22 protein-coding genes are annotated in these 20,508 nt (G+C 76.2%); 4 read left to right on the forward strand and 18 right to left on the reverse strand.

Going from position 1 to position 20,508, the window contains the following annotated elements; all coding sequences use genetic code 11:
* Positions 1-3: 3 nt before the first annotated feature.
* The 7 genes from ADEH_RS18060 to ADEH_RS18090 all read right to left on the reverse strand — a co-directional run bounded on the left by ADEH_RS18060 (position 4) and on the right by ADEH_RS18090 (position 6,978).
* Positions 4-1,593: a DUF3943 domain-containing protein gene (locus ADEH_RS18060; protein ID WP_011422539.1), complete on the reverse strand. Its 1,590-nt coding sequence runs from the start codon at positions 1,591-1,593 to the stop codon at positions 4-6.
* A 156-nt stretch (positions 1,594-1,749) separates the two neighbouring features.
* Positions 1,750-2,205, reverse strand: a complete 456-nt coding sequence (locus ADEH_RS18065; RefSeq protein WP_011422540.1) for a Mov34/MPN/PAD-1 family protein — start codon at positions 2,203-2,205, stop codon at positions 1,750-1,752.
* 13 nt (positions 2,206-2,218) lie between these two features.
* Positions 2,219-3,391: a molybdopterin-synthase adenylyltransferase MoeB gene (moeB, locus tag ADEH_RS18070; RefSeq protein ID WP_011422541.1), complete on the reverse strand. Its 1,173-nt coding sequence runs from the start codon at positions 3,389-3,391 to the stop codon at positions 2,219-2,221.
* 2 nt (positions 3,392-3,393) lie between these two features.
* Positions 3,394-3,669 (reverse strand): MoaD/ThiS family protein, encoded by a 276-nt coding sequence (locus ADEH_RS18075; RefSeq protein WP_011422542.1) that lies wholly within the window; start codon positions 3,667-3,669, stop codon positions 3,394-3,396.
* Positions 3,670-3,795: 126 nt separating this feature from the next.
* Complete coding sequence (locus ADEH_RS18080; RefSeq protein WP_011422543.1) at positions 3,796-4,161, reverse strand: metal-sensitive transcriptional regulator; 366 nt, start codon at positions 4,159-4,161, stop codon at positions 3,796-3,798.
* Between the two features lie 10 nt (positions 4,162-4,171).
* On the reverse strand, positions 4,172-6,589 hold the full coding sequence (locus ADEH_RS18085) for a heavy metal translocating P-type ATPase (RefSeq protein WP_011422544.1): 2,418 nt from the start codon (positions 6,587-6,589) through the stop codon (positions 4,172-4,174).
* The gene (locus tag ADEH_RS18090) at positions 6,586-6,978 is read right to left on the reverse strand and encodes a cupredoxin domain-containing protein (RefSeq protein ID WP_011422545.1); all 393 of its coding nucleotides are present in this window, start codon (positions 6,976-6,978) and stop codon (positions 6,586-6,588) included. The genes ADEH_RS18085 and ADEH_RS18090 overlap by 4 nt, the downstream gene beginning before the upstream one ends.
* Before the next feature lie 221 nt (positions 6,979-7,199).
* On the opposite strand from ADEH_RS18090, the gene ADEH_RS18095 reads away from it, so the two are divergent.
* Complete coding sequence (locus tag ADEH_RS18095) at positions 7,200-7,721, forward strand: YybH family protein (RefSeq protein WP_011422546.1); 522 nt, start codon at positions 7,200-7,202, stop codon at positions 7,719-7,721.
* 694 nt (positions 7,722-8,415) lie between these two features.
* On the opposite strand, the gene ADEH_RS18100 is transcribed toward ADEH_RS18095, so the two are convergent.
* Positions 8,416-9,699 carry an RNA polymerase sigma factor gene (locus ADEH_RS18100; protein ID WP_011422547.1) on the reverse strand — a complete coding sequence of 428 codons (1,284 nt, stop codon included), beginning with the start codon at positions 9,697-9,699 and terminating at the stop codon, positions 8,416-8,418.
* 28 nt (positions 9,700-9,727) lie between these two features.
* On the reverse strand, positions 9,728-10,171 hold the full coding sequence (locus ADEH_RS18105; protein WP_011422548.1) for a YciI family protein: 444 nt from the start codon (positions 10,169-10,171) through the stop codon (positions 9,728-9,730).
* A 231-nt stretch (positions 10,172-10,402) separates the two neighbouring features.
* Between ADEH_RS18105 and ADEH_RS18110 the strand changes: the two genes are divergently transcribed.
* Positions 10,403-11,410 carry an alkaline phosphatase family protein gene (locus ADEH_RS18110; RefSeq protein WP_011422549.1) on the forward strand — a complete coding sequence of 336 codons (1,008 nt, stop codon included), beginning with the start codon at positions 10,403-10,405 and terminating at the stop codon, positions 11,408-11,410.
* On the opposite strand, the gene ADEH_RS18115 is transcribed toward ADEH_RS18110, so the two are convergent.
* The 5 genes from ADEH_RS18115 to ADEH_RS18135 form a co-directional block, all read right to left on the reverse strand.
* Positions 11,394-12,341, reverse strand: a complete 948-nt coding sequence (locus ADEH_RS18115) for an alpha/beta hydrolase (RefSeq protein WP_011422550.1) — start codon at positions 12,339-12,341, stop codon at positions 11,394-11,396. The genes ADEH_RS18110 and ADEH_RS18115 overlap by 17 nt on opposite strands.
* Positions 12,342-12,394: 53 nt before the next feature.
* On the reverse strand, positions 12,395-13,618 hold the full coding sequence (locus tag ADEH_RS18120) for an acyltransferase family protein (protein WP_011422551.1): 1,224 nt from the start codon (positions 13,616-13,618) through the stop codon (positions 12,395-12,397).
* A gap of 32 nt (positions 13,619-13,650) precedes the next feature.
* Positions 13,651-14,754 (reverse strand): glycosyltransferase family 4 protein, encoded by a 1,104-nt coding sequence (locus tag ADEH_RS18125; RefSeq protein WP_011422552.1) that lies wholly within the window; start codon positions 14,752-14,754, stop codon positions 13,651-13,653.
* 22 nt (positions 14,755-14,776) lie between these two features.
* The gene (locus ADEH_RS18130; protein WP_041453673.1) at positions 14,777-14,965 is read right to left on the reverse strand and encodes a hypothetical protein; all 189 of its coding nucleotides are present in this window, start codon (positions 14,963-14,965) and stop codon (positions 14,777-14,779) included.
* Between the two features lie 103 nt (positions 14,966-15,068).
* Positions 15,069-16,103, reverse strand: a complete 1,035-nt coding sequence (locus tag ADEH_RS18135; protein ID WP_011422553.1) for an aldo/keto reductase — start codon at positions 16,101-16,103, stop codon at positions 15,069-15,071.
* Positions 16,104-16,238: 135 nt separating this feature from the next.
* Here ADEH_RS18135 and ADEH_RS18140 point away from each other — a divergent pair, with 135 nt between their 5' ends.
* Positions 16,239-17,198 carry a LysR family transcriptional regulator gene (locus ADEH_RS18140; RefSeq protein ID WP_011422554.1) on the forward strand — a complete coding sequence of 320 codons (960 nt, stop codon included), beginning with the start codon at positions 16,239-16,241 and terminating at the stop codon, positions 17,196-17,198.
* A gap of 47 nt (positions 17,199-17,245) precedes the next feature.
* Here the strand turns inward: ADEH_RS18140 and ADEH_RS18145 are convergent, their stop codons facing one another.
* Positions 17,246-17,899, reverse strand: coding sequence for a DUF6766 family protein (locus tag ADEH_RS18145; protein ID WP_011422555.1), 654 nt, complete (start codon positions 17,897-17,899; stop codon positions 17,246-17,248).
* Between the two features lie 120 nt (positions 17,900-18,019).
* On the opposite strand from ADEH_RS18145, the gene trxC reads away from it, so the two are divergent.
* On the forward strand, positions 18,020-18,472 hold the full coding sequence (gene trxC, locus ADEH_RS18150) for a thioredoxin TrxC (RefSeq protein ID WP_011422556.1): 453 nt from the start codon (positions 18,020-18,022) through the stop codon (positions 18,470-18,472).
* Between the two features lie 3 nt (positions 18,473-18,475).
* Here the strand turns inward: trxC and ADEH_RS18155 are convergent, their stop codons facing one another.
* From ADEH_RS18155 to ADEH_RS18165, 3 genes are all read right to left on the reverse strand, one after another.
* On the reverse strand, positions 18,476-18,991 hold the full coding sequence (locus tag ADEH_RS18155) for a L,D-transpeptidase family protein (RefSeq protein WP_011422557.1): 516 nt from the start codon (positions 18,989-18,991) through the stop codon (positions 18,476-18,478).
* Between the two features lie 138 nt (positions 18,992-19,129).
* On the reverse strand, positions 19,130-20,074 hold the full coding sequence (locus ADEH_RS18160) for a lipid kinase (protein ID WP_232287326.1): 945 nt from the start codon (positions 20,072-20,074) through the stop codon (positions 19,130-19,132).
* Positions 20,041-20,316, reverse strand: coding sequence for a hypothetical protein (locus ADEH_RS18165; RefSeq protein ID WP_011422559.1), 276 nt, complete (start codon positions 20,314-20,316; stop codon positions 20,041-20,043). Before ADEH_RS18165 ends, ADEH_RS18160 begins: the two co-directional genes overlap by 34 nt.
* Between the last annotated feature and the right edge of the window lie 192 nt (positions 20,317-20,508).

Consider the following 20,508-nt stretch of genomic DNA (forward strand, 5'->3'; position numbering starts at 1 on the left):
ACGCTACAGCTCGACCGCCCAGTCCGCGGCGCGCGGGGCGACGCCGCCCTGGATCACCCAGGAGACCTGGAACGCCCAGCCGGCCTCGCGCACCGGGCCGCTCGCGTCGGCGGTGGCGTGGCGGAGGTGGCGGCTCACGTCCACCGCCACCGCGTGGGCGCCGAGGACGCGCAGCGACCCGCGCGCGCCCAGCTCGGCGATGCGCTCGTCGCCGGCCACCTCGCCCTCGCCGAAGATCAGGTACTGGCGCGCGACCACGCCCAGGCGGGCGCGCGTCCCGGCCACGAGGTCGAGCCCCGCCAGCCCCTGCGCGCCGGGGCCGATCCGGTAGTCGCGGCCCTTGCCGTCGTCGCCGCGGTCCACCGTGCCGGCCGCGCCGAGGATCACGGCCGCGCCGACGAGGTCGCCCTCCAGCGCGAGGCCGCCGCCCAGGTCGGCGCGCGCGCTCGCGCCCGCCCCGAGCGCGCTGGTGGAGACGCGGAAGCGCTGCGGCGTGTCGAAGTCGAACAGCAGGAACAGGCCGTACAGCCCGCGCGCCGGCGCCGCCTCGAAGCTGCGGCCGGCGAGCAGGCCGCGCGCCCGCACGGTGGCGTCCGGGTCGCGCGCGAAGCCGTAGCGGGCCTCCAGCACGAAGTGGTCGAACGGCTTCTCGAGCGCGAGGTCGGGATCTCCGGGCAGCCCCCAGGCGAAGTCGAGCCCGACGCCGCCGCCCCAGGTGCCGCGGTCGCCGGTGGCGTCGCCGGTCGCGCCGCCCATGGCGAGCGCCCAGCGCGACGAGGAGGCGCGCTCCGGGCGCGTCGTCCCGAGCAGGCGCCGGTTCACCGCGCCCATGGGCGAGAGCACCGCCGCGGCCATCCCGTTCCAGGTGCCGCCCTCCGCGCGCAGCGCGTCGGAGAAGCGGCCCAGGATCTCGCCGAGCACCATGCCGGCCACCGTGGTCGTGACCTGGTCGTTGCGCGAGGGCCGCTCGGTCTCGCCGGCGATCTCCCACAGCCCGCTCGCCGCGAACGCGTACGCCGACGAGACCCAGAAGCCCTGGCCGGCCGAGCGCGCCGCCGAGAAGGCCCAGGTGCCCTGGTACGGGTGGCCGAACTGGTTCACCCAGAACTGGTCGTCGTCGAGCACCCAGCGGCTGCGCAGGTTGCGGCCGATCGAGTCGCCGGAGATGTCCGCCCACGGGGCCTCGCCCACCCAGCGGTTCCAGCCCATCATCGCGAGGTTCACCGAGAGCGACTCGACCGCCGGCACCGTCCAGCGCGAGGCCGAGCCGCGGCGCGCGAGCGGGTCGTGCCAGGAGTCCTCGGGCAGCGTGCCCACGCCGGGCCCGTCCTCCCGCGGCGGGATGCGCAGGTCGGGGAGCGCGGGCGCGAAGCCCTCGCGCGCCGGTGCCGCCCCGGCCATCCCCGCCACCCCGGCCGCCGCGACACCGCGGGCTCGCCCGGGCGCCGGCGGGGACGGCTTCAGCCCCGCCGCCCGGCCCTGCACGGCCGGCGGCGCGGCCGCGGACGCCTCCGCCGCCGCGGCGACGAGCGGGGCGGCCAGGCAGGCGAGGGTGGCGAGGACGGCGGCGACGCTGTGGCGGCGGCTCTGCACGCCCGCGCCATGTGCAAGCGGGCTGCCGCGCGCAAAGCCGCGTGATCCCTGCGCTGTCGCCCGGAGATGTCGGAATTCCACCAGCGCCCGTGATCACCCGTGTCGCCGCGCCGGCGGTCGCGCTTGCGCGCCATCAAGCGCGCGGCGGGGCCCTGCTCAGGCGAGCGGGGACTCGACGAAGTCGCCGCCGTGGAAGCGAAAGCGCCTCGCCTCGGTGACCTTCCCGCCCCGGACGCCGAACACCAGGTACTCCGCGCCCGGCAGCAGCGGCACGCCGTCGGCGAGCGCGTCGGCGCGGTCCTTGGCGGAGAAGGACGCGCCCACCTCGACGTGCGAGTGCCACACCGCCACCACCTCGCCGCCCTCGGCATCGAGCGCCTGGAGGAGCTGGAGGTGCGCGCGCGGGTCCATGAGGTAGCCGTCGCGGCTGGTCCGCGGGAAGCCGAGCGGATCGTGGGCGTGGTAGCGGTCGGCCGCGTTCGGGATGGGCTCGACCTCCAGCAGGCCGCGGCGCCGCACCACGAACCCGCACACCTCCCGCTCCGGGTCCGCCTCGCACAGCGCGGAGATGCGCGCGAGCAGCGGCGCACCGTAGGAGAGCTCGACGCTCACGGGGGGCCGCCGGCTAGTAGCGCGGGACGGTCGGGTCGATCTCCTCCGACCAGCGGAGGATCCCGCCCTCGAGGTTCCACACGCGCCGGAAGCCGGCCTCCTGGAGCTGGCGGACCGCCTTCGCGCTGCGCTGCCCGCTCCTGCAGTAGAGGACGAGGTCGCGCGCGCTGTCGAAGGTGCGGAGCGCCTCGGCGAACGTCGAGAGCGGCGCCAGGCGCGCGCCCTCGATGCGGCCGATCTCCCATTCGTGCGGCTCGCGCACGTCGATCAGGTCGAAGTCGTCCTGGCGCCGGCGGCGCGCGTCCAGCTCGCCGGCCGTGATGGTGGGGACGCCGTCCATCGCCTGCTCCGCCTCGCCCCCGCGGATCCCGCAGAACTGCTGGTAGTCGATGAGCGCCTGGAGCTCGTGCGTGCCGCAGGCGGGGCAGCGGGGGTCCTTCCGCAGCTTCACGGTGCGGAACTCCATGCCGAGCGCGTCCACCAGCAGGAGCCGCCCGACCAGCGGCTCGCCCACGCCGGTGATGAGCTTCACCGCCTCGGTCGCCTGGATGAGCCCGACCAGGCCCGGGAGGATCCCCAGCACCCCGCCCTCGGCGCAGGACGGCACCATGCCCGGCGGCGGCGGCTCGGGGTAGAGGCAGCGGTAGCAGGGCCCGCCGGCGGTGCAGAACACCGTGGACTGCCCCTCGAAGCGGAAGATCGACCCGTAGACGTTGGGCTTGCCGAGCAGCACGCAGGCGTCGTTCACGAGGTAGCGCGTGGCGAAGTTGTCGGTGCCGTCCACCACCAGGTCGTAGCCCGAGAGGATCTCGAGCGCGTTCTCGGAGGTGAGCCAGGCGTCGTGCGCGATCACCTTCACGTGCGGGTTCACGTCGCGGATGCGCTCGCGCGCCGACTCGAGCTTCTTGCGGCCGACGTCCTTCGTGCCGTGCAGCACCTGCCGCTGCAGGTTCGTGAGGTCCACCACGTCGGCCTCGACGATGCCGAGCGTGCCCACGCCGGCGGCGGCCAGGTACAGCGCGTTGGGCGAGCCGAGCCCCCCCGCGCCCACCAGGAGCACGCGCGCGGCCTTGAGGCGCTTCTGCCCCTCCACCCCGACCTCCGGGATGATGAGGTGGCGGCTGTAGCGGAGGATCTCCTCCTTCGAGAGCTCGGGCAGCTCGGAGGCGGGGCGGCCGATGGACATGGCTACCCTCCGGCGATCGCGGGGACGACCACGATCTCGGCGCCGTCCGGCACCGGCGTGGCGAAGCCCTGCTGGAAGCGGATGTCCTCGTCGTCAAGGTAGAACATCACGTAGGGATACGGCTCGCCGCGGGCGTCGCGCAGCCGGGTGCCGAGCGCGGGGAAGCGGCCGGCCACCTCGGCGACGACGTCGCCCACGGTGGCGCCGCGCACCTCGTGGACGGTGGTGCCGCCGGCGGCCTCGGCGAGGACCGTGGGCAGCCTCAGGGTTGCGGACATTCGTTCGTTCCTCTCACGCCCTCGGAGGTGCCGCGGGCACCCGCCGCGGACCGTACACCAACGTCCCCGATCTTGCCGACCTCGACGCGGCCGGGCACGAAGATCCGCGCGCCGCGGCCGGCGGCCTCAGCGGACCTGGCGGTACATGAGGTCGAGCAGCTCGTCGTACATCGCGTCGGCCTCGGGGCCGCCTGCCTGGATGGCGCTCGTGGCGCAGTGCTTCAGGTGGTTGCGCATCAGCTCGCGACCGACCGACCGCAGCGCCTCGTGCACCGAGGCGATCTGGGTGAGGACGTCGGCGCAGTAGCGCCCCTCCTCCACCATCCGCTGCAGCCCGCGCACCTGACCCTCGATGCGGCGCAGGCGCTTGAGGTTCGCCTCCTTGCCGCCCGCGTCCACCGCCACGGCCCGCCCGCCCGGCCCGACGTGCTCGCCGGTGGCGCACGCGCAGGCGGCGAGCGCCGCGGTCCCCTTGCTCTCCTTCGTCGCCATCGCGTCCTCCTCAGGCCCCGCGGAACCGCCGCAGCCGCAGGCTGTTCGTGACCACGCTCACGCTGCTGAACGCCATCGCCGCGCTCGCCAGCACCGGCGAGAGCATCAGCCCGAACGCCGGGAACAGCACGCCCGCGGCCACCGGGATCCCGACCACGTTGTACGCGAACGCCCAGAACAGGTTCTGGCGCATGGTCCGCATGGTGCGCCGGGAGAGCGCGATCGCGTCGGCCACCGCGCGCAGGTCCGGCCGCATCAGCGTCACGTCGGCGGCCTCGAGCGCCACGTCGGTGCCGCTGCCCATGGCGATGCCGATCTCCGCCCGCGCCAGCGCCGGCGCGTCGTTGATGCCGTCGCCCACCATGGCCACCACGCGGCCCTCCGCCTGCAGCCGCTCCACCTCGGCCACCTTGCCCTCCGGCAGCACGCCCGCCACCACCCGCTCCACGCCCGCGGCCTTCGCCACCGCCTCGGCGCTGCGGCGCACGTCGCCGGTGAGCATGACGACCTCGAGGCCCATGCGGCGCAGCCGCGCCACCGCGTCCCGCGAGGTCGGCCGCAGCTCGTCCGCGACGGCGAGCAGGCCGGCCAGCTTCCCGTCCACCGCCGCGAACACCGCGGTGCGTGCCTTCGCGGCGAGCGCGCCCGCCTCGGCCTCCAGCGGCGCGGTCGAGACGCCCTCCGACTCGAGCAGCGCCGCGTTGCCCACCACCACGCGCCGCCCCCCGGCGAGGCCCCGCGCGCCGCGGCCGGTGATCGACTCGAACGCCTCCACCTGCGGCACCGCCGCGCCCCGCGCCGTCGCGTGCGCCGCGATGGCGGCCGCGAGCGGGTGCTCGCTGGCGCGCTCCACCGCCGCGACCAGGCCCACCAGCGCGTCCTCGTCCACCGGCGCGCCGGGCGCGAGCCGCACCTCGGTCACCGCCGGCTTGCCCAGCGTGAGCGTGCCGGTCTTGTCGAGCACCACCGTGTCCACCGCGTGCGCCCGCTCCAGCGCCTCGCCGCCCTTCAGCAGCACGCCCAGCTCGGCCCCCTTGCCGGTGGCGACCATGACCGCGGTCGGGACCGCGAGGCCCATCGCGCAGGGGCAGGCGATGACCAGCACGGCGACCGCGGCCACCAGCGCCCGCACCGCGGGCGCGGCGTCGGCGGCCACGAACCAGACCACGAAGGTGGCGATGGAGAGGGAGAGCACCACCGGCACGAAGATGCCGCTGATGCGGTCGGCCAGCTTCTGGATGGGGGCGCGCGAGCCCTGCGCCTCGCGCATGAGCTTCACCACGTGCGCGAGCACCGTGTCCGCGCCCACGCCGGTGGCCCGGTAGCGGAACGACCCGGTGCCGTTGACGGTCGCGCCGATGACGCGATCGCCGGCGCGCTTCTGCACCGGCAGCGGCTCGCCGGTGAGCATCGACTCGTCCACCGCGCTCGTCCCGGAGACGATCTCGCCGTCCACCGGCAGCCGCTCGCCCGGGCGCACCACCACCACGTCGCCCTCGCGCACGTCCTCCACCGGCACGTCCACCTCCGCGCCGCCGCGCACCACGCGCGCGGTGCGGGGCTGGAGCTGCATGAGCTTGCGGAGCGCGACCGAGGTCTGGCGCTTCGCGCGCGCCTCCATGGTGTTGCCCACCAGGATGAGCGCGATGATGAGGACGACCGCCTCGTAGTACACGTCGGGCGGGACGCCGCGCGACACGAAGAAGCCGGGCGCGACGGTGGCGGCGAGCGAGAGCAGGTACGCCGCGCCGGTGCCGACCGCCACGAGCGTGTTCATGTCGGCCGAGTGGTGGCGGAACGCCGCCCAGGCGCGGGTGTAGAAGTGCCGCCCGGCCCAGGCCATCACCGCGGTGGTGAGCGCGAGCAGCCCGTAGGAGAGCACCTGCTCCGGGATCGCGTAGAGCCAGGGCAGCGCGCGCTCCAGCACCGGGTCGAGCACGCGCATGCTCCAGCTCATGAACGGGTCGGTGGGCGCGCCGAGCCCGTGGTGCGCGTGCGCCGCCATGAGCGGCATCGACGCGATCATCGCCACCACGCCGGCGGCGAGCGCCACCAGGGCGCGGGCGCGCAGCTCGCGGAACTCCTTCGCGCGGGCCGCGTCCTGCTGCTCCAGCGCGTCGGCGCCCGGCTCGGACAGCGCGGCGCCGTAGCCGGTCGAGCGCACCCGCTCGATCAGCGCCTCGGGCGCGGCCACCGCCGGATCGTAGGAGATGGCCGCCTCGGCGGTCATGAGGTTGACGCTGGCGTCGAGCACGCCCGGCGCGCCGGAGAGCGCCTTCTGCACGCGCGCCTGGCACGCGGCGCAGGTCATGCCCGAGACGTTGATGGTGACGCGCGCGCGGCGGTCTTCGGGGCTCGCCTCGACGGCGGCGGCGCGCGCGGCGGCGGGCTCGCGCCCGCGGACGGTGGTCTCGACCCGGTCGCTCATCGCGCGTCCTCCACCACCAGGCTGCCGCGGAGCATGCTCATGCCGCAGGTGAACTCGTAGGTGCCGGCCTTCGTCGGCGGCAGGTCGATGGTCGTCCGCTGGTGCGCGGGGAGGAACCGGCGGACCCCGAACTCGGGGATCACCACCTCCTCGGAGCAGCTCGAGTCCTCGCGCCGGTCGAACACCAGCCGCGCCGGCTGCCCGGCGCGCAGCCGGACGCGCGACGGCGTGTAGCCGCCCTCCACCCGGATCACGGCCTGCTGCACGCCGGCCGCCCCGACCTTGGCCTCCGAGGCGCCCTTCCGCTTCTCGGCCAGGAAGAAGTACCAGTTCACCCACGCGATGGCGGCCACGCCGCCTGCGACCACCAGGATTTCCACGAGGTCCACGATTCGCTCCCGGGACGGCATCATACCCCCGCCCCCTATCCTTCGACGCCCGGAACATAGATAGGGGGAGGGGGTATGTCAAGCCGAGCGGCCGGCGCCCCCGCCCGGGGCCGCGGATCCGCCCCCCGGCGGCGCCCCGATCCACTCCGGCGGGCGCCCGCCCGCCCGCGTATCACCGCACCCGCCGCCCGCCATGCCGGCGGCGGCGCCGGAGGCTGGTCATGACGTCTCGAGCTGCTCGCGTGCTGTCCTTGCTGCTCGCCCTCCCCGCGCTCGCCGCGCACGCGGAGGATGCGACGCTCCCACCCGATCTCGAGAAGACCGTCCGCGAGTTCGAGGCCGCCTTCGGCGCGCAGGACGCGGACCGCGTCGGGGCGCTGTTCGATCCCGAGGGCACGTTCATCAACCCGATGGGCCAGCGAGCCGTCGGGCGCGAGCAGGTCACCGCCCAGTTCCGCAACGACTTCGAGAAGGTGCTGAAGGGCGTCCACAACGAGCTCGCGGTCGAGCGGGTCCGGCTCCTCGGCGACCTCGCCCTCCTCGACGTGCGCCAGACGCTCTCCGGCGGCCATCCGCCGCCGGGCGCGCCGCGGCCGTGGGTGGCGCACGCCGTGGTGCTGGCGCGCCGAGCCGAGGGCGCGTGGCGACTCCTCGACGTCCGCCCGTACTTCTTCCTTCACGGCCGCGGCCCGGGCGGAAAGACCGGCCCCGCTCCGCAGCCCAAGGCACCGCCGCGCCCGTGAGCGGGTGGCGCCGCCCTCCGTGCGCGGCGCCGCCTCCAGCGGGCCCTGTCCTGGAGCGGGCCGCTAGGTCGGCGGTCCGGGCATTCGCGGCGGTGCTCGCTCCGCAAGGCCCGGGACGTGGATGGATGGCCGGAACCGGGGCCGCGGGATCGATCAAGCCGACGCACCGTGCGGGCCAGCCGCGTGATCGGAGCCGACGCCGGCTGCGCCGGTCCCTTCGCAGCGGCTGTCCCCGGCGGTGCAGGTCCAGGATCCTGGAGACGCGGCGAGGGCTCGCTCCGCTCCGCTCCGGCGCGAACGCCCGGATCGCCTCCGTGGCGGCCTGACGTGGATGGGAGGCGTGGGGCAGGGAATTTCGCCCCCCCGAACACCTCGAAGCCGCCAGTACTGCCCCCGTCCGCCAAGCGGACGCCCTCGCCCGCGACCGCGACTGTCAGCGCAGGCGCAGCCCGCGACGATCACCTCCCGCGCGCGTATCCAGCCGGCGTGCGCGGCGAGCATGTCTGAGGCCGCGCGCAGCGCGGCCGAGTTTGCGAGCCGCGCCCAAGAACATCGAACGCGATCCGCGCGCGTCCTGCGACCGAAGTCCCGCGCCGAGCATTCCTTCTCCACGTCGCGCGAGCGGGCGAGGGCGGGAGCGCCCATCAGGACCCGCCCCCACGCCCCCCCGGCTTCGAGTCTACGCGCCCATCACTCACCCGATTCGCGACGACCCCCGCCCGCACGCCGCCGCGCGCTCGAGGAGGAGCGCGCGCTCGCGGGCGTTGCGGGTCATGCCGGCGGCGCGCTCCAGCTCGGCGCGGGCCTCCGCGTGGCGACCGAGGCGGAAGAGCAGGTCGCCGCGCACGCTGGGCAGCAGGTGGTAGCGACGGAGCGACGGCTCGTCCGCGATCGCGTCCACCAGCTCGAGCCCAGCCGCCGGGCCGAACGCCATCGCCACCGCCACCGCCCGGTTCAGCTCGACCACCGGCGACGGGGTCAGCTCCGCCAGCGCGTCGTAGAGGGCCGCGATGCGCCGCCAGTCGGTCGCGGCCGCGGTGCGGGCGTGGGCGTGGCAGGCCGCGATGGCCGCCTGCAGCGCGTAGGGGCCGAGCGCGCCGCCGAGCGCCTCCGCGCGCTCCAGCGCCGCCAGCCCGCGCTGGATCAGCAGCCGATCCCACCGGCCCCGGTCCTGCTCCAGCAGCAGCACCGGCTCACCCGACGGCCCCACCCGCGCCGCGGCGCGCGAGGCCTGCAGCTCCATGAGCGCCGCCAGCCCGTGGACCTCCGCCGCGTCCGGCACCAGCGCCTGCAGCATGCGGCCGAGGCGGAGCGCGTCCTCGCACAGCGCCGGGCGCATCCAGTCGTCGCCCGCCGTGGCGGTGTAGCCCTCGTTGAACACGAGGTACACGACCTCGAGCACCGACCCCAGCCGCGCCTGCAGGTCCGCGCCGCGCGGCACCTCGAACGGCACCCGCGCCTCGGCCAGCGTGCGCTTCGCCCGCACGATGCGCTGCGCCACCGTGGGCTCCGGCTGCAGGAACGCGCGCGCGATCTCCTCGGTGGTGAGGCCGCCCAGCAGCCGGAGCGTGAGCGCGGTGCGCGCCTCGCGCGAGAGCACCGGGTGGCAGGCGATGAACACCAGCCGCAGCAGGTCGTCGCGCACCGGCTCGTCCACCGCCGCGTCGGGCGAGGGCGGCGCGGCGGGCCCGAGCGCCTCCGGATCCGGCCCGAGCGCCTCGTGCTTGCGCTCCACCATGCGCTTCCGGCGCAGCTCGTCCACCGCGCGGCGCTTCGCGGTGGCCATGAGCCAGGCGCCCGGGTTCTCCGGGACGCCCGACTCCGGCCACCGCTCCAGCGCCGCGACCAGCGCGTCCTGCGCCAGCTCCTCCGCCAGCCCGACGTCGCGCACCATCCGCGCCAGCCCGGCGATGAGCCGGGGCGCCTCGATGCGGAACACCGCGTGCACCGCGCGGTGCGCGTCCGCGCGAGCCGTCACCCGGCGCGCCTCCGCGCCACCTCGATCGTCACCGGTTCGCCGCGTTGCGCTTGGCGCGCTCGAAGATCTCGACCTCCTTGGCGGCGTCCTCCGGCGTGAGCACCTCCGGCGGGAAGTCCGCCGCCTCCGCGACCTGCCGCAGCTCCAGCACGCCCTCGGCGCCCTCGCCCATCGGGTTCGGGCAGCGCCGCGCCCAGGCGATGGCCTCCTCCTTCGACTTCACCTGGATCATCCAGAAGCCGGCCACCAGCTCCTTCGTCTCCGCGAACGGGCCGTCCACCACCTCGACCTTGCCCTTCGAGAACTTCACCCGGGCGCCCTTCGACGACGGGAGCAGGCCGTCCCCCGCGAGCAGCACGCCCGCGTTCACCAGCTCCTCGTTGTACCGGGTCATCGCCTGGATGAGCTCGCGGCTGGGCGGCGCTCCCGACTCGCTCTCCGGGCTGGCCTTCACGATCATCATGAACCGCATGGTGTCTCTCCCTGGTCCGGGTTGGTGGTACGGGCCGGGCGGCCCGAGCCGCCGCGTTCCGTGCGTCTAGCCGTGCGACGATCACGGAGCCGCCGGATCGACGCGCGCGACCGTCCCAGAGGGGGCCGTCGGGCGGTCCGGCGAGGCGCGGCTTCACCGCGCGGCGTTCCCGTGCGGGCATCCCGTGCAGGCAGCGTTGCGCGCCGCCGCCGCGGCCCAGAGTAAACGTCCGTGAACACCCCCACCTCCCGGAGCGCGCCCCGGACGGCGCTCCACCGCTCCGCCGTGCGTCCCGCGCTGCTCGCCACCCTCCTCCCGCTCGCCCTCGCCTGCTCGCCGGTCCGCGACACCAGCCACGACGCCTGCCCGCCCGAGCCGCCGGCGCTCGCCACCGGCGGCGCGCCGCACGCGCTCAAGACCGTGTTCGTGATCGTGATGGAGAACGAGGACTGGTCGAACATCGCCGGCAGCCCCTCGGCCCCGTACATCAACGGCACCCTGCTGCCCGCGTTCGCGCACGCGGTGGACTACCGGACCGGCGGCCTCCACCCCAGCCTCGGCAACTACGTCTGGCTCGAGGCCGGCGATCCGCTCGGCATCCACTTCGACGCGCCGCCCGCGGACGTGCCGCTGCCGGTGACCTGCCACCTCGCGACCTACCTCGAGGACGTCGGCCTCACGTGGAAGGCGTACGCGGAGGGCATCAGCGGCGACACCTGCCCGCTCGTGAACGAGGGCAAGTACGCGGTCCGGCACGATCCGTTCGTCTACTTCGAGGACGTCTCCGGCCACCCGTTCGACCCGCACGGCGCCCGCTGCATCGCGCACGTGCGGCCGTTCGAGGAGCTGGCCTCGGACCTCGCCGGCGGGACCGTGCCGCGGTACGCGTTCATCATCCCGGACGTCTGCGACGACGGCCACGACGCCTGCCCGCCGCTGAACGATCCCGTCGGGCAGCAGGACGCGTTCCTGGCGCGCGAGCTGCCGGCCATCATGGACAGCGCCGCGTACCGCGACGGCGGCGTGATCCTGGTCGTGTGGGACGAGGGCCACCGGGGCGACCACCCCATCGGCCTCATCGCCGTGTCGCCGCTCGCGAAGCCCGGCTACGCCGCGCCCGGCGCGTACACGCACGGCTCCACCGTGCGCACCGTGCAGGAGATCCTGGGCGTCACGCCGCTGCTGCGGACGGCGGCCACCTCGGCCAGCCTGTCCGACCTGTTCACGGCGTACCCGTAGCCGCGCCCGTGGGCGCGGCGGCGAGCGGTCCGCCGGCGCGCGGCGCCGCGCCGGCCGGCGCCCGCGCCGTCTGCGCCCGCAACCTGCGATCCAGGAACCCGCCGACGCGCCGCTCGTACTCGGCCGGCGCGAACGCGTGCAGGTCCACGTGCCCGGCGCCGGGCACCTCCCAGAGCGCCTTCGGACCGCGGGCGTTCCGGTAGAGCGCCCTCGACTCCGAGAGCGGCGTGTACGGATCGGCGGCGCCCGCGAGCACGAGGAGCGGCGCGACCTGGTCGCCGATGCGATCCACCGGGCGGAGATCGGTCGCGCGGACCCCCTGGCGCGGGAGCATCAGCCGCTCGACGAGCGGCGCGAGGAGCGCGCCGAGCGGCCCGAGCCAGGCCCGCGCCCGGTTGCGGATCGCGGCGTCGATGGTGGGGTAGACCGACTCGAGCACCAGCGCGTCCACCTTCAGCGGGACCGCGCCGAGCAGCGCCGCCGCGCCGCCCATGGAGATGCCGATCACCCCGATCCGCTCGCCCGGCAGCGCCGCGCGCAGCCACTCCACCGCGGCGCGCGCGTCGCGGCTCTCCAGCGCTCCGTAGGTCGTCTGCGCCGACCCGCTCGCGCCGTGCCCGCGAAAGTCGATGGCGAGCACCGAGTAGCCCGCCCCGGCGAGGAAGCGGGCGCGCCCGGCCATCTCGGCGGCGCTCGCGCCGATGCCGTGCAGCAGCAGGACGGCGCCCGCGCCCGGGTGCCCGCGCGCGAGCCAGCCGCGGATCGTGCTCCCGGAGCCGCTCCGCAGCTCGACCGGCCGCGCGTCGAGGTCCGCCGGCGGCGCGCGCCCGGCGCGGGCAGGGGCGCACATGGCGAGCGCGGCCGCGATCGAGAGCAGGACGCCGAGGCGGCGGAGGCGGGTGGGCCGGAGGGTGGAGCGCGTCGGGGTCAATCGGGCGTCGGGAGCGTCCGGAGCAGCCGCTCCGGGCGGCGCCGTCGGCGCCGCTACAGCTCATCTCTAGCCAGCGGGACCGTCCCGCGCACGGCGGGCCGGTGTCGCGGACGGAGGCCGAACACCAGGCGGAGGGGCTCCCACGCGGAGATCACCCAGCACAGGCCCAGGCTGACCGCGAGCGACGCGACGGCGAGCCCCACGAACGCGGCGGGCACGCCGGCCGCGTCGGCGCCCTGGCGCACCATCACCGCGGCGAGCACCACGATGACCCCGTGGTGGACCACGTAGAAGGGGTAGACGAGCCCGCTCGCGCGCTGGAGCGCCTCGCCGTCGCGCGCGAGGTGCCGCCGCGCGCCGCCGAGCAGCGCCACCAGCCAGCACCACGACGCGCAGCCGTACCCGCCCCACAGCAGCACGCCGCCGGCCGAGCGGGCGGCCGGCAGCCGCGCGAGCACGTCGCCCGGCCACGCCCACGCGCAGAGCCCCACCGACGCGGCGACCGCGATCGCGAGCGCCGGCCGCCAGTGGCGATCCAGCGCCGCGGCGAAGCCGGGCTCGGCCGCCACGGCGAATCCCCACAGGAACGCGGGGAGCAGCAGCCCGCGGTTCGACCAGTCGTAGGCGAGCGGCGCGAAGCGCGGCGCGGCGGTCGCGGTGGCGATCCGGATCGCCACCGCCGGCAGCACCAGCCAGGCGAGGCCGGCGCGGCCCTGGCACGGCGCGGCCAGGCGCGCGAGCAGCCGGCGGCCGGCGGGGCGGCGCAACCCGGCGAAAAGCGGCGCGGTCGCGAGCGAGAACGCGAGCAGGAACACCAGGAACCAGAGGTTGTGCCAGGCGAAGTTCCCGTCCGGATAGATGCCGTCGAAGAAGTGCGGGTAGAACGAGAGCAGCGAGCCGTCGAACCGGCCCTCCAGGCGCCGCTCCACCCAGACCTGCGGGGGCACGAGCACGAGGATCCCGAGCGCGAGCGGCAGCCCGAGGCGAAGCAGGCGCTCGCGCACGTAGCGGGCGGGCGAGCGGCGGCGGAGCGCGAGCCAGGCGGCCTCGCCGGCGAGCGCCATGAACAGCGGCATGATCCAGGGTGCCGGGAAGAACACGACCTCTCCCAGCCACTTGCTGCGCAGCACGCTCTGCACGTGCCAGGTGTCCCAAGGGTTGAACGGCTCGGCGGCGTGCACCAGGAACACCGCCAGCATCCCGAGCACGCGCAGCCAGTCGAGGTCCGCGCGCCGCGGCTCGCTCCGGTACCCCGTCGGCGTCACCTCGGTCGGCATCGCCGGGACCGCTCCTCGGGCCCCCCGCTGCTTCAGACCACCTGCTGATACAGGTCGAGCACGCGCCGCGCCACGATCGGCCACGCGTACCGTGCGGCGGTGGCGCGCCCCCTCGTGCCGAGCGCGGCGGCGCCCGCCGGATCGCGCGCGAGCGCCTCGAGCGCGGCGGCCCACGCGTCGGCGTCGTCCGGGGGGAGCAGGCGTCCCTCCTCCCCGTCGTGCAGCACCTCGCGGAACCCGTCGATGTCGGAGGCGAGCACCGGGCGCCCGGCCGCCATGGCCTCGAGCAGCGTCACGCCGAACGAGGCGACGCTGGTGGGGGCGCAGTACACGTGCGCGGCGGCGTACCAGTCCGCCCGCCCCTCGATCACCGCCCCGGCGAACACCACGTCGTCGGCGAGGTCGCGCGGCACCATCCCCTCGTACCGGCGGCGGAGCGGCCCGTCGCCGAGCACCAGCAGCCGCGCCGGGACGCGGGCCCGCAGGCGTGCGAACGCGCGCAGCATGCGGTCGAGCCCGTTGCGCGGCTCGAGGCGGCCGACCCAGAGCACGTTGAAGCGGCCGTCGTCGAAGCGCGCGGGGCGACTTCCCCGCCCGAAGCCCTCCGCGTCCACGCCGTTCGGGACGATCTGCACGTCGTCGCGGATGCCGGTGGCGAGCGACGCCGCCGCGTGCGACACGGCCAGCACGAGATCGAGCCGGCCGAGGTAGCGCCGCTCGAGGCCGCCCGCCAGCCGCGAGCCGAGTCCGGGGGTGTAGTGCGTGTGGAGGGTGCCGGCGACCGGGCCGCGGGCGTGCTGGAGCGCCAGCCACGGCAGCACCGGGGTGATGGGGCAGTGGACGTGCACGAGATCGAAGCGCTCGCGGTCGAGCGCGTCGCGCATGGCCCGCGACAGGCCGAGGCCGACCGAGACGCGGCCGAAGCCGCCGTTCAGGTAGAACGGGCGGCTGCGCGCGAGCCGCAGCACGTCCGGGCCGCTCGCGTCCGGCGAGGGCGGCGGCAGGTCGGGCATCTCGCTGGTGAGGATCTTCACGGCGTGCCCGAGCCGCCGCGCCTCGCGGGCGAAGTGGTGGACGTGCTCCTGCACCCCGCCGATGCTCGGGTAGTAGTACTCGGTGACGATCCCGATCTTCACGCCCGCTCCCCCCGGCCGGCGCTCACGACGACGTGGCGCTGCGCCGGTCCGGCTCGGCGTCGGGCAGCGGGGCGCCGGCGCCCTCGTCACGCGGCTTGCGCCCGCGGGCCCCGGCGGGCCGCCGCAAGAGGATCGGAAGCATGGCGAACGCGGCGCCCGGGAGCGCGCGCAGGTTCAGCCACGCCACTTGGACCAGCGACCGCGCCTTCATGGGACCCCCCGCCCGCGCTGCCCCGCCAGTGTTTCATCGAAGGCGGCGCGAGGCAGCAGCCCCGAAGGAGCCGCGCCCAAACGCGCACGGGCAGGCCTGTCCCTCAGACGGACGGCGGGGAGAGCCGCGCGAAGCCAGCCTGCCGCCGGTAGGGCCAGTACGGATAGGGAGCCGGCACCGCGCTCGCGGTGTCGAGCGCCGCGACCTGGTCCGGCGTGAGGGCCCAGCCCACCGCGCCCAGGTTGTCGCGCAGCTGCTCCTCGGTCCGCGCGCCGATCACCACCGTCGAGACGGTCGGACGGCGAAGCAGCCAGTTGAGCGCGACCTGCGGCACGGTGCGGCCCGTCTCCGCGGCCACCGCCTCGAGCGCGTCCACCACGCGGTACAGCAGCGCCTCGTCCACGGGCGGCCCGTAGTCGGCGGTCTGGTGCAGCCGGCTCACCGCGGGCAGCGGCTGGCCGCGGCGGAGCTTCCCGGTGAGCCGGCCCCAGCCGAGCGGGCTCCAGACCACCGCGCCCACGCCCTGGTCCTGCGCGAGCGGCATGAGCTCCCACTCGTAGTCCCGTCCGACGAGCGAGTAGTACACCTGGTGCGCGACGTGGCGCGGCCACCCGTGGCGGTCCGCGGCGGCGAGGGACTTCATCAGCTGCCAGCCCGAGAAGTTGGACGCTCCCACGTAGCGGACCTTCCCGGCGCGGACCAGCTCGTCGAGCGTGGAGAGCACCTCGTCCACCGGGGTGCGGGCGTCGAACGCATGGAGCTGCAGCAGGTCGATCCGATCGGTGCGGAGCCGCCGCAGCGCCGCCTCGCACGCGCGGACGAGGCGCAGCCGCGAGGTGCCCGCGTCGTTCGGGCCGTCGCCGGTGGGCAGCCCGGTCTTGGTGGAGATGAGCGCGCGCTCGCGCCGGCCCTCCAGCGCCGCGCCCAGCACCTCCTCCGACGCTCCCGACGAGTAGACGTCCGCGGTGTCGAACAGGGTGACGCCCGCGTCCAGGCACATGTCCACCATGCGCCGGGCGCCCGCGACGTCGATGGTCCCCCAGGCGCCGAACAGCGGCCCCGTCCCGCCGAACGTCCCGGCGCCGAAGCTCAGCGCCGGGACCTCCAGCCCCGATGTCCCCAGTCTCCTGTGCTCCATGGTGATCCCTCCTCCCCCGGGTCGTGCTCCCTGCGACGCGGGCGTCGGCTCGCCCGCGCGCCCGGAATGGATGCGCGGCGCCCCCCGCCCGCGCTACCACTCCGCAGGCACAACACCTGTGAACGGGATTCACCCATGCCGAACGGCGAGGGCAACCGGCTGTACGAGATGGAGGCGTTCGCGACCGTCGCGGAGCTGGGCGGCTTCTCCGCCGCGGCCCGCGCGCTCGGGAGGACCCCCTCCGCGCTGAACAAGCTGGTCACGCGCCTCGAGGCCCGGCTCGGCGCGCGCTTGCTGACGCGCACCACGCGCGCCGTCCGGCTCACCGCCGAGGGCGAGGCATTTCACCGGCGGGCGATGCGGATCCTGGCGGAGGTGGAGGACGCCGAGGTCGAGGCCGCAGGCGGCGCGCCGCGCGGCCGCGTCCGTGTGAACGCGAACCTCCCGTTCGGCGTGCACTGCCTGCTCCCTCGGGTCCCGGCGTTCCTCCAGGCGAACCCCGGGATCACGCTCGACGTGGTGCTCAGCGACGAGGTGGTGGACCTGGTGGAGCGCCGCGCCGACGTGGCGATCCGGGTGGGCCCGCTGCGCGCATCCCGGCTGCTCGCGCGCAAGCTGGGCGAGAGCCCGGTGGCCGTGGTCGCGTCGCCCGCGTACCTCGCGCGTCGCGGGACGCCGCGCACGCCCGCCGACCTCGACGCGCACGAGCGGATCGGCTTCACGTTCGCGCGCGCGCTCGACGACTGGCCGTTCCTCCGGGGCGGCGAGGCGCTGCGCGTGCCGGTGCGCGGCGCGGTGCGCGCGGGCGACGGCGAGACCGCGCGGCAGCTGGCGCTCGCGGGCGCCGGCCTCGCGCGCCTGGCGCTGTTCCAGGTCGCCGCCGACCTCGAGGCGGGGCGCCTGGTGCGCGTGCTCGAGGCGTTCGAGCCCGGAGACGTCCTCGAGATCCACGCGCTGTTCCTGGGCCCGGCCGGCTCGGTCCCGGCGCGGGTCCGCGCGTTCGTGGACTTCGTCGCGGCCACCTTGCGCCGCGGGCGCGGCCCCGGGGCGGCGCCTGGACGGACCGGGCAGGCCGCGGGGGGCGCCCGGGGCTGAGCGCCGGGGTCGCGCCCCGAGCGCACCGGGTCGCCGCGAGCGCGGGCTCAGGCCTCGTTCTCTGCGTGCGGCGCGTCCACCGGCTTGGACTCCGGGGAGCCGCGCTGGCGGAGCCACACGCCCAGCAGCACCAGCATCCCCACCGACAGGAACTCGCTCTGCCAGTTCTGGAAGGACTCGAACCAGAACCGGCTCGTACCGAGGTAGGCGAGCGCGCCCACCGGCGCGCCGCCGTGGCGCAACGCCTCCTCGCTGTACGCCCGCGCGCCCGCCGCCGCGTGGACGGCGAAGGACACCAGGAACAGCCCGAACAGCGCGAGGAACAGCGAGCGCTGGTACACGCGCAGCGCCACGCCCCCCCGGCGCACCGGCCACGGCGCGCCCGGCCGCGGGCTCGGGTCGCGGTCGAGGTCCGGATCGCCGTCCGGCGGCTTCGACTCCGGCGAGCCCTTCTGCTTCAGGAAGACGGTGAGCAGGACGAACGCGGCCATCTGCAGGAACTCGCTCTCCCAGTTCTCGGCGCTCGCCTCCCAGAAGTCGCCGGACGCCAGGTACTCGGACAGCGGCTCGGCCGGCGCGCCGTGCTCCCGGCGCTCCTCGCCGGCCTGGCGCCAGCCGGTCAACGCCTGGCCCACCCAGAACGCGAGGAACAGCGCGAGCAGCACGATCGAGAGGCTGTTGTCCTTCCAGAACCGTCCCATGGCCGGCCTCCCGGGCGCGGGCGTCGCGCCCGCCGTCTCGAAAGGTGGTGACCGGACGTCTCGTCCGCTGGCGGCCCGGGGTGCGTTTGACAGCGTCCGCCGCGGATCCATGTTCCGGCCATGGCCGCGCCCCTCATCTACCGATGCGCCCGCTGCGGCGCGATGAACCGCCTCGCGCTGCTCACCCCTGGGCGCCAGCCCGTCTGCGGCAAGTGCAAGGCGGACCTCGACACCTCCGGCGCCCCGGGCCACGCCGACCTCGCGGCGCTGGAGCGCGCGGTCGGGAGCAGCCCGGCGCCCGTGCTGGTGGACTTCTGGGCGCCGTGGTGCGCCCCGTGCCGCGCCTTCGCGCCGGTGCTCGAGCGGCTCGCGCGCGAGCAGGCCGGGCGGCTGGTGGTGCTGAAGGTGGACACCGAGGCGAGCCCGGCGGCCGGCGCGCGCTTCGGGATCCAGGCCATCCCCACGCTCGTCGTGTTCCGCGACGGCAAGGAGGTGGACCGGGTCTCGGGCGCGCTGCCGTACGAGGAGCTGCGCCGGTTCACCACGGCCGCCACGCTCGGCGTGGCGGGCTGAGCCTCAGCGCAGCACCACGCCCGGCCGGCGTCGCTCCACGAAGGCGGCCACCGCCGCGACCTCGGGGTCGGACCCGAGCGCCACGCAGCCGGCGGTCCAGTCCGCCCAGGTGTTGAGCCGTCCCGCCCAGCGCATCGCCCGCGCCGGCCCGTGGATGCCGACGTTGCTGCCGGTGCGCCCGGCGCGCCGCTGCTCCGCCGTCGGGTAGCCGATGGGGATGAAGGTGCCGAAGCCGGCGGAGGGCCGCGGCGTACCCAGCGCGTACGCGCCGAGCGGCGTCCGGCGATCGCCCTCGGCGCGCTTCTCCGTCCCGGCGCTGCCGAGCGCCACCGGGAAGACCGCGGCCGCGGCGCCGGCCTCGCAGAGCGCCAGGCGATGCTCGGCGGTGTCCACGAGGATCAGCGCGTCCACCGGCGGGCAGCCGGGCGGCGCGGGGCGGTGCGCGCACGCGAGCAGGAACGCGAGCGGCGGGACGAGGAGGAGCGACGCCACGGCGGTGCGCAGGGCGAGCGGGGTCATGGCGCAGGTGGCATCGCAAGCCCCGGGCCGCCCCCGCCCGGCGGCCAGGGTCGAGGGAACACGGGAGAACCGGCGGAGCGTGTCCCCTCGACCACACGTTGCGTGTACCGCGGGACGCAGCGGCGCGGCGTCGCGTCCCTACGGCGCGAGCACCGCGAGCTGCCCGGGTGCCACCCGGAACTCGGCCGGCGTGGACCCGGCCAGCTCGCCGTCCGCGTCGATCTCGAGCGGCGGGTCGGTCCAGAGCGCGGCGCGCGTCGCGCGGACGTGGAGCACGCCCGGGTGCTCGAGGTGGCGGCCGCGCAGGAGCAGCAGCGCGTAGCGCGCGAGGCCGGCGAGGTCGCGCAGGCGGTCGCGCAGGCGCGGCGCGCCCGGGGAGGACGCCGCGGTGAGCACGTACACGTCGAGCAGGTGGTCGTCGGCGCGCGCGCGCGGCGCGATGAGCCGGCCGCCGCCGTGGTACCTGCCGTTCCCCACCACCACCTGCAGCGCGTCGAGGTCCTCGGTTCGCCCGTCCACCTCGAGCCGCGCCCGGAACGGCGGCTGGCCCGCGGCGGCGGCGCCCGCCACCGGGTACGCGAGCGTCCCGGCGCGCCGCTTGAGGCCGTCGTCGAGCCGCCGCGTCAGCTCGGACGACGCGCCCACGCTGGCCGCGTTCAGGAACGCGCGCCCGCCGGCCCAGCCCACGTCCACCCGGCGCACCCGCCCGCGCGCGATCACCCGCGCCGCGCCCGCGAGGTCGTCCGGGATGCGCAGCGTGCGCGCGAAGTCGTTCGCGGTCCCGAGCGGGAGCACCCCGAGCGCCGCGCCGGTGCCGGCGAGCGCGGACGCCGCCGCGGCGAGCGACCCGTCCCCGCCGCCCACGATGACGCGCGCCGCCCCCGCCGCGACCGCCGCCTCGACCGCCTCCCTCAGCGCTCCCGGCTCGATCGCGCGCGCCTCGGCGAGGACCACGCCGGCCCCCTCCAGCGCGGCGCGCGCGGCGGCCGGCGAGGACTCACCCTTCCGCGCGGAGGCGTTCACGAGCAGCACCGCCCGGCCGCCGGCGCTCAGCCCCGGGGGCGCCGGCGCTCGGCGAGCCACAGGAACAGCTCCTCCAGCTCGGTGTCGCTCGTGCCCGGCTCGGCCGCGCGCGCCACCTCGTCGAGCAGCCCGCGCTCGCGCGCTCGATCGAGGAGCGGGCGATCGATCTCTGCGCCGGCGGCGAACACCACCAGCCCGGCCGCATCGCGCACGTCCGCGGCGAGCCTGCGCCCGACCAGCGTGCGCGAGAGCAGCGCCTCCTCCGCCCGCGTGAACGCCCTCTCCAGCACGGAGCCGTCCATCCGCGCAATCTGGGGCCGGCCGGCACGCCGGGCAGGGAGCGGCTTGCGTTCCAGTTCGAGACGCCGTGGAACACGTCCCGCTCCCGCTGGGGGCGGAGCCGGCTGCCCTCTCGCCGACGAAACGCCTGGCGCTCAGCGGTTCCAGGCCGGGCGCCCCGGGTCCACGAGGGGCACGGCCCGTGCAGTCCGGGC

It is taken from the genome of Anaeromyxobacter dehalogenans 2CP-C (assembly GCF_000013385.1).
Lineage (GTDB): Bacteria > Myxococcota > Myxococcia > Myxococcales > Anaeromyxobacteraceae > Anaeromyxobacter > Anaeromyxobacter dehalogenans_B.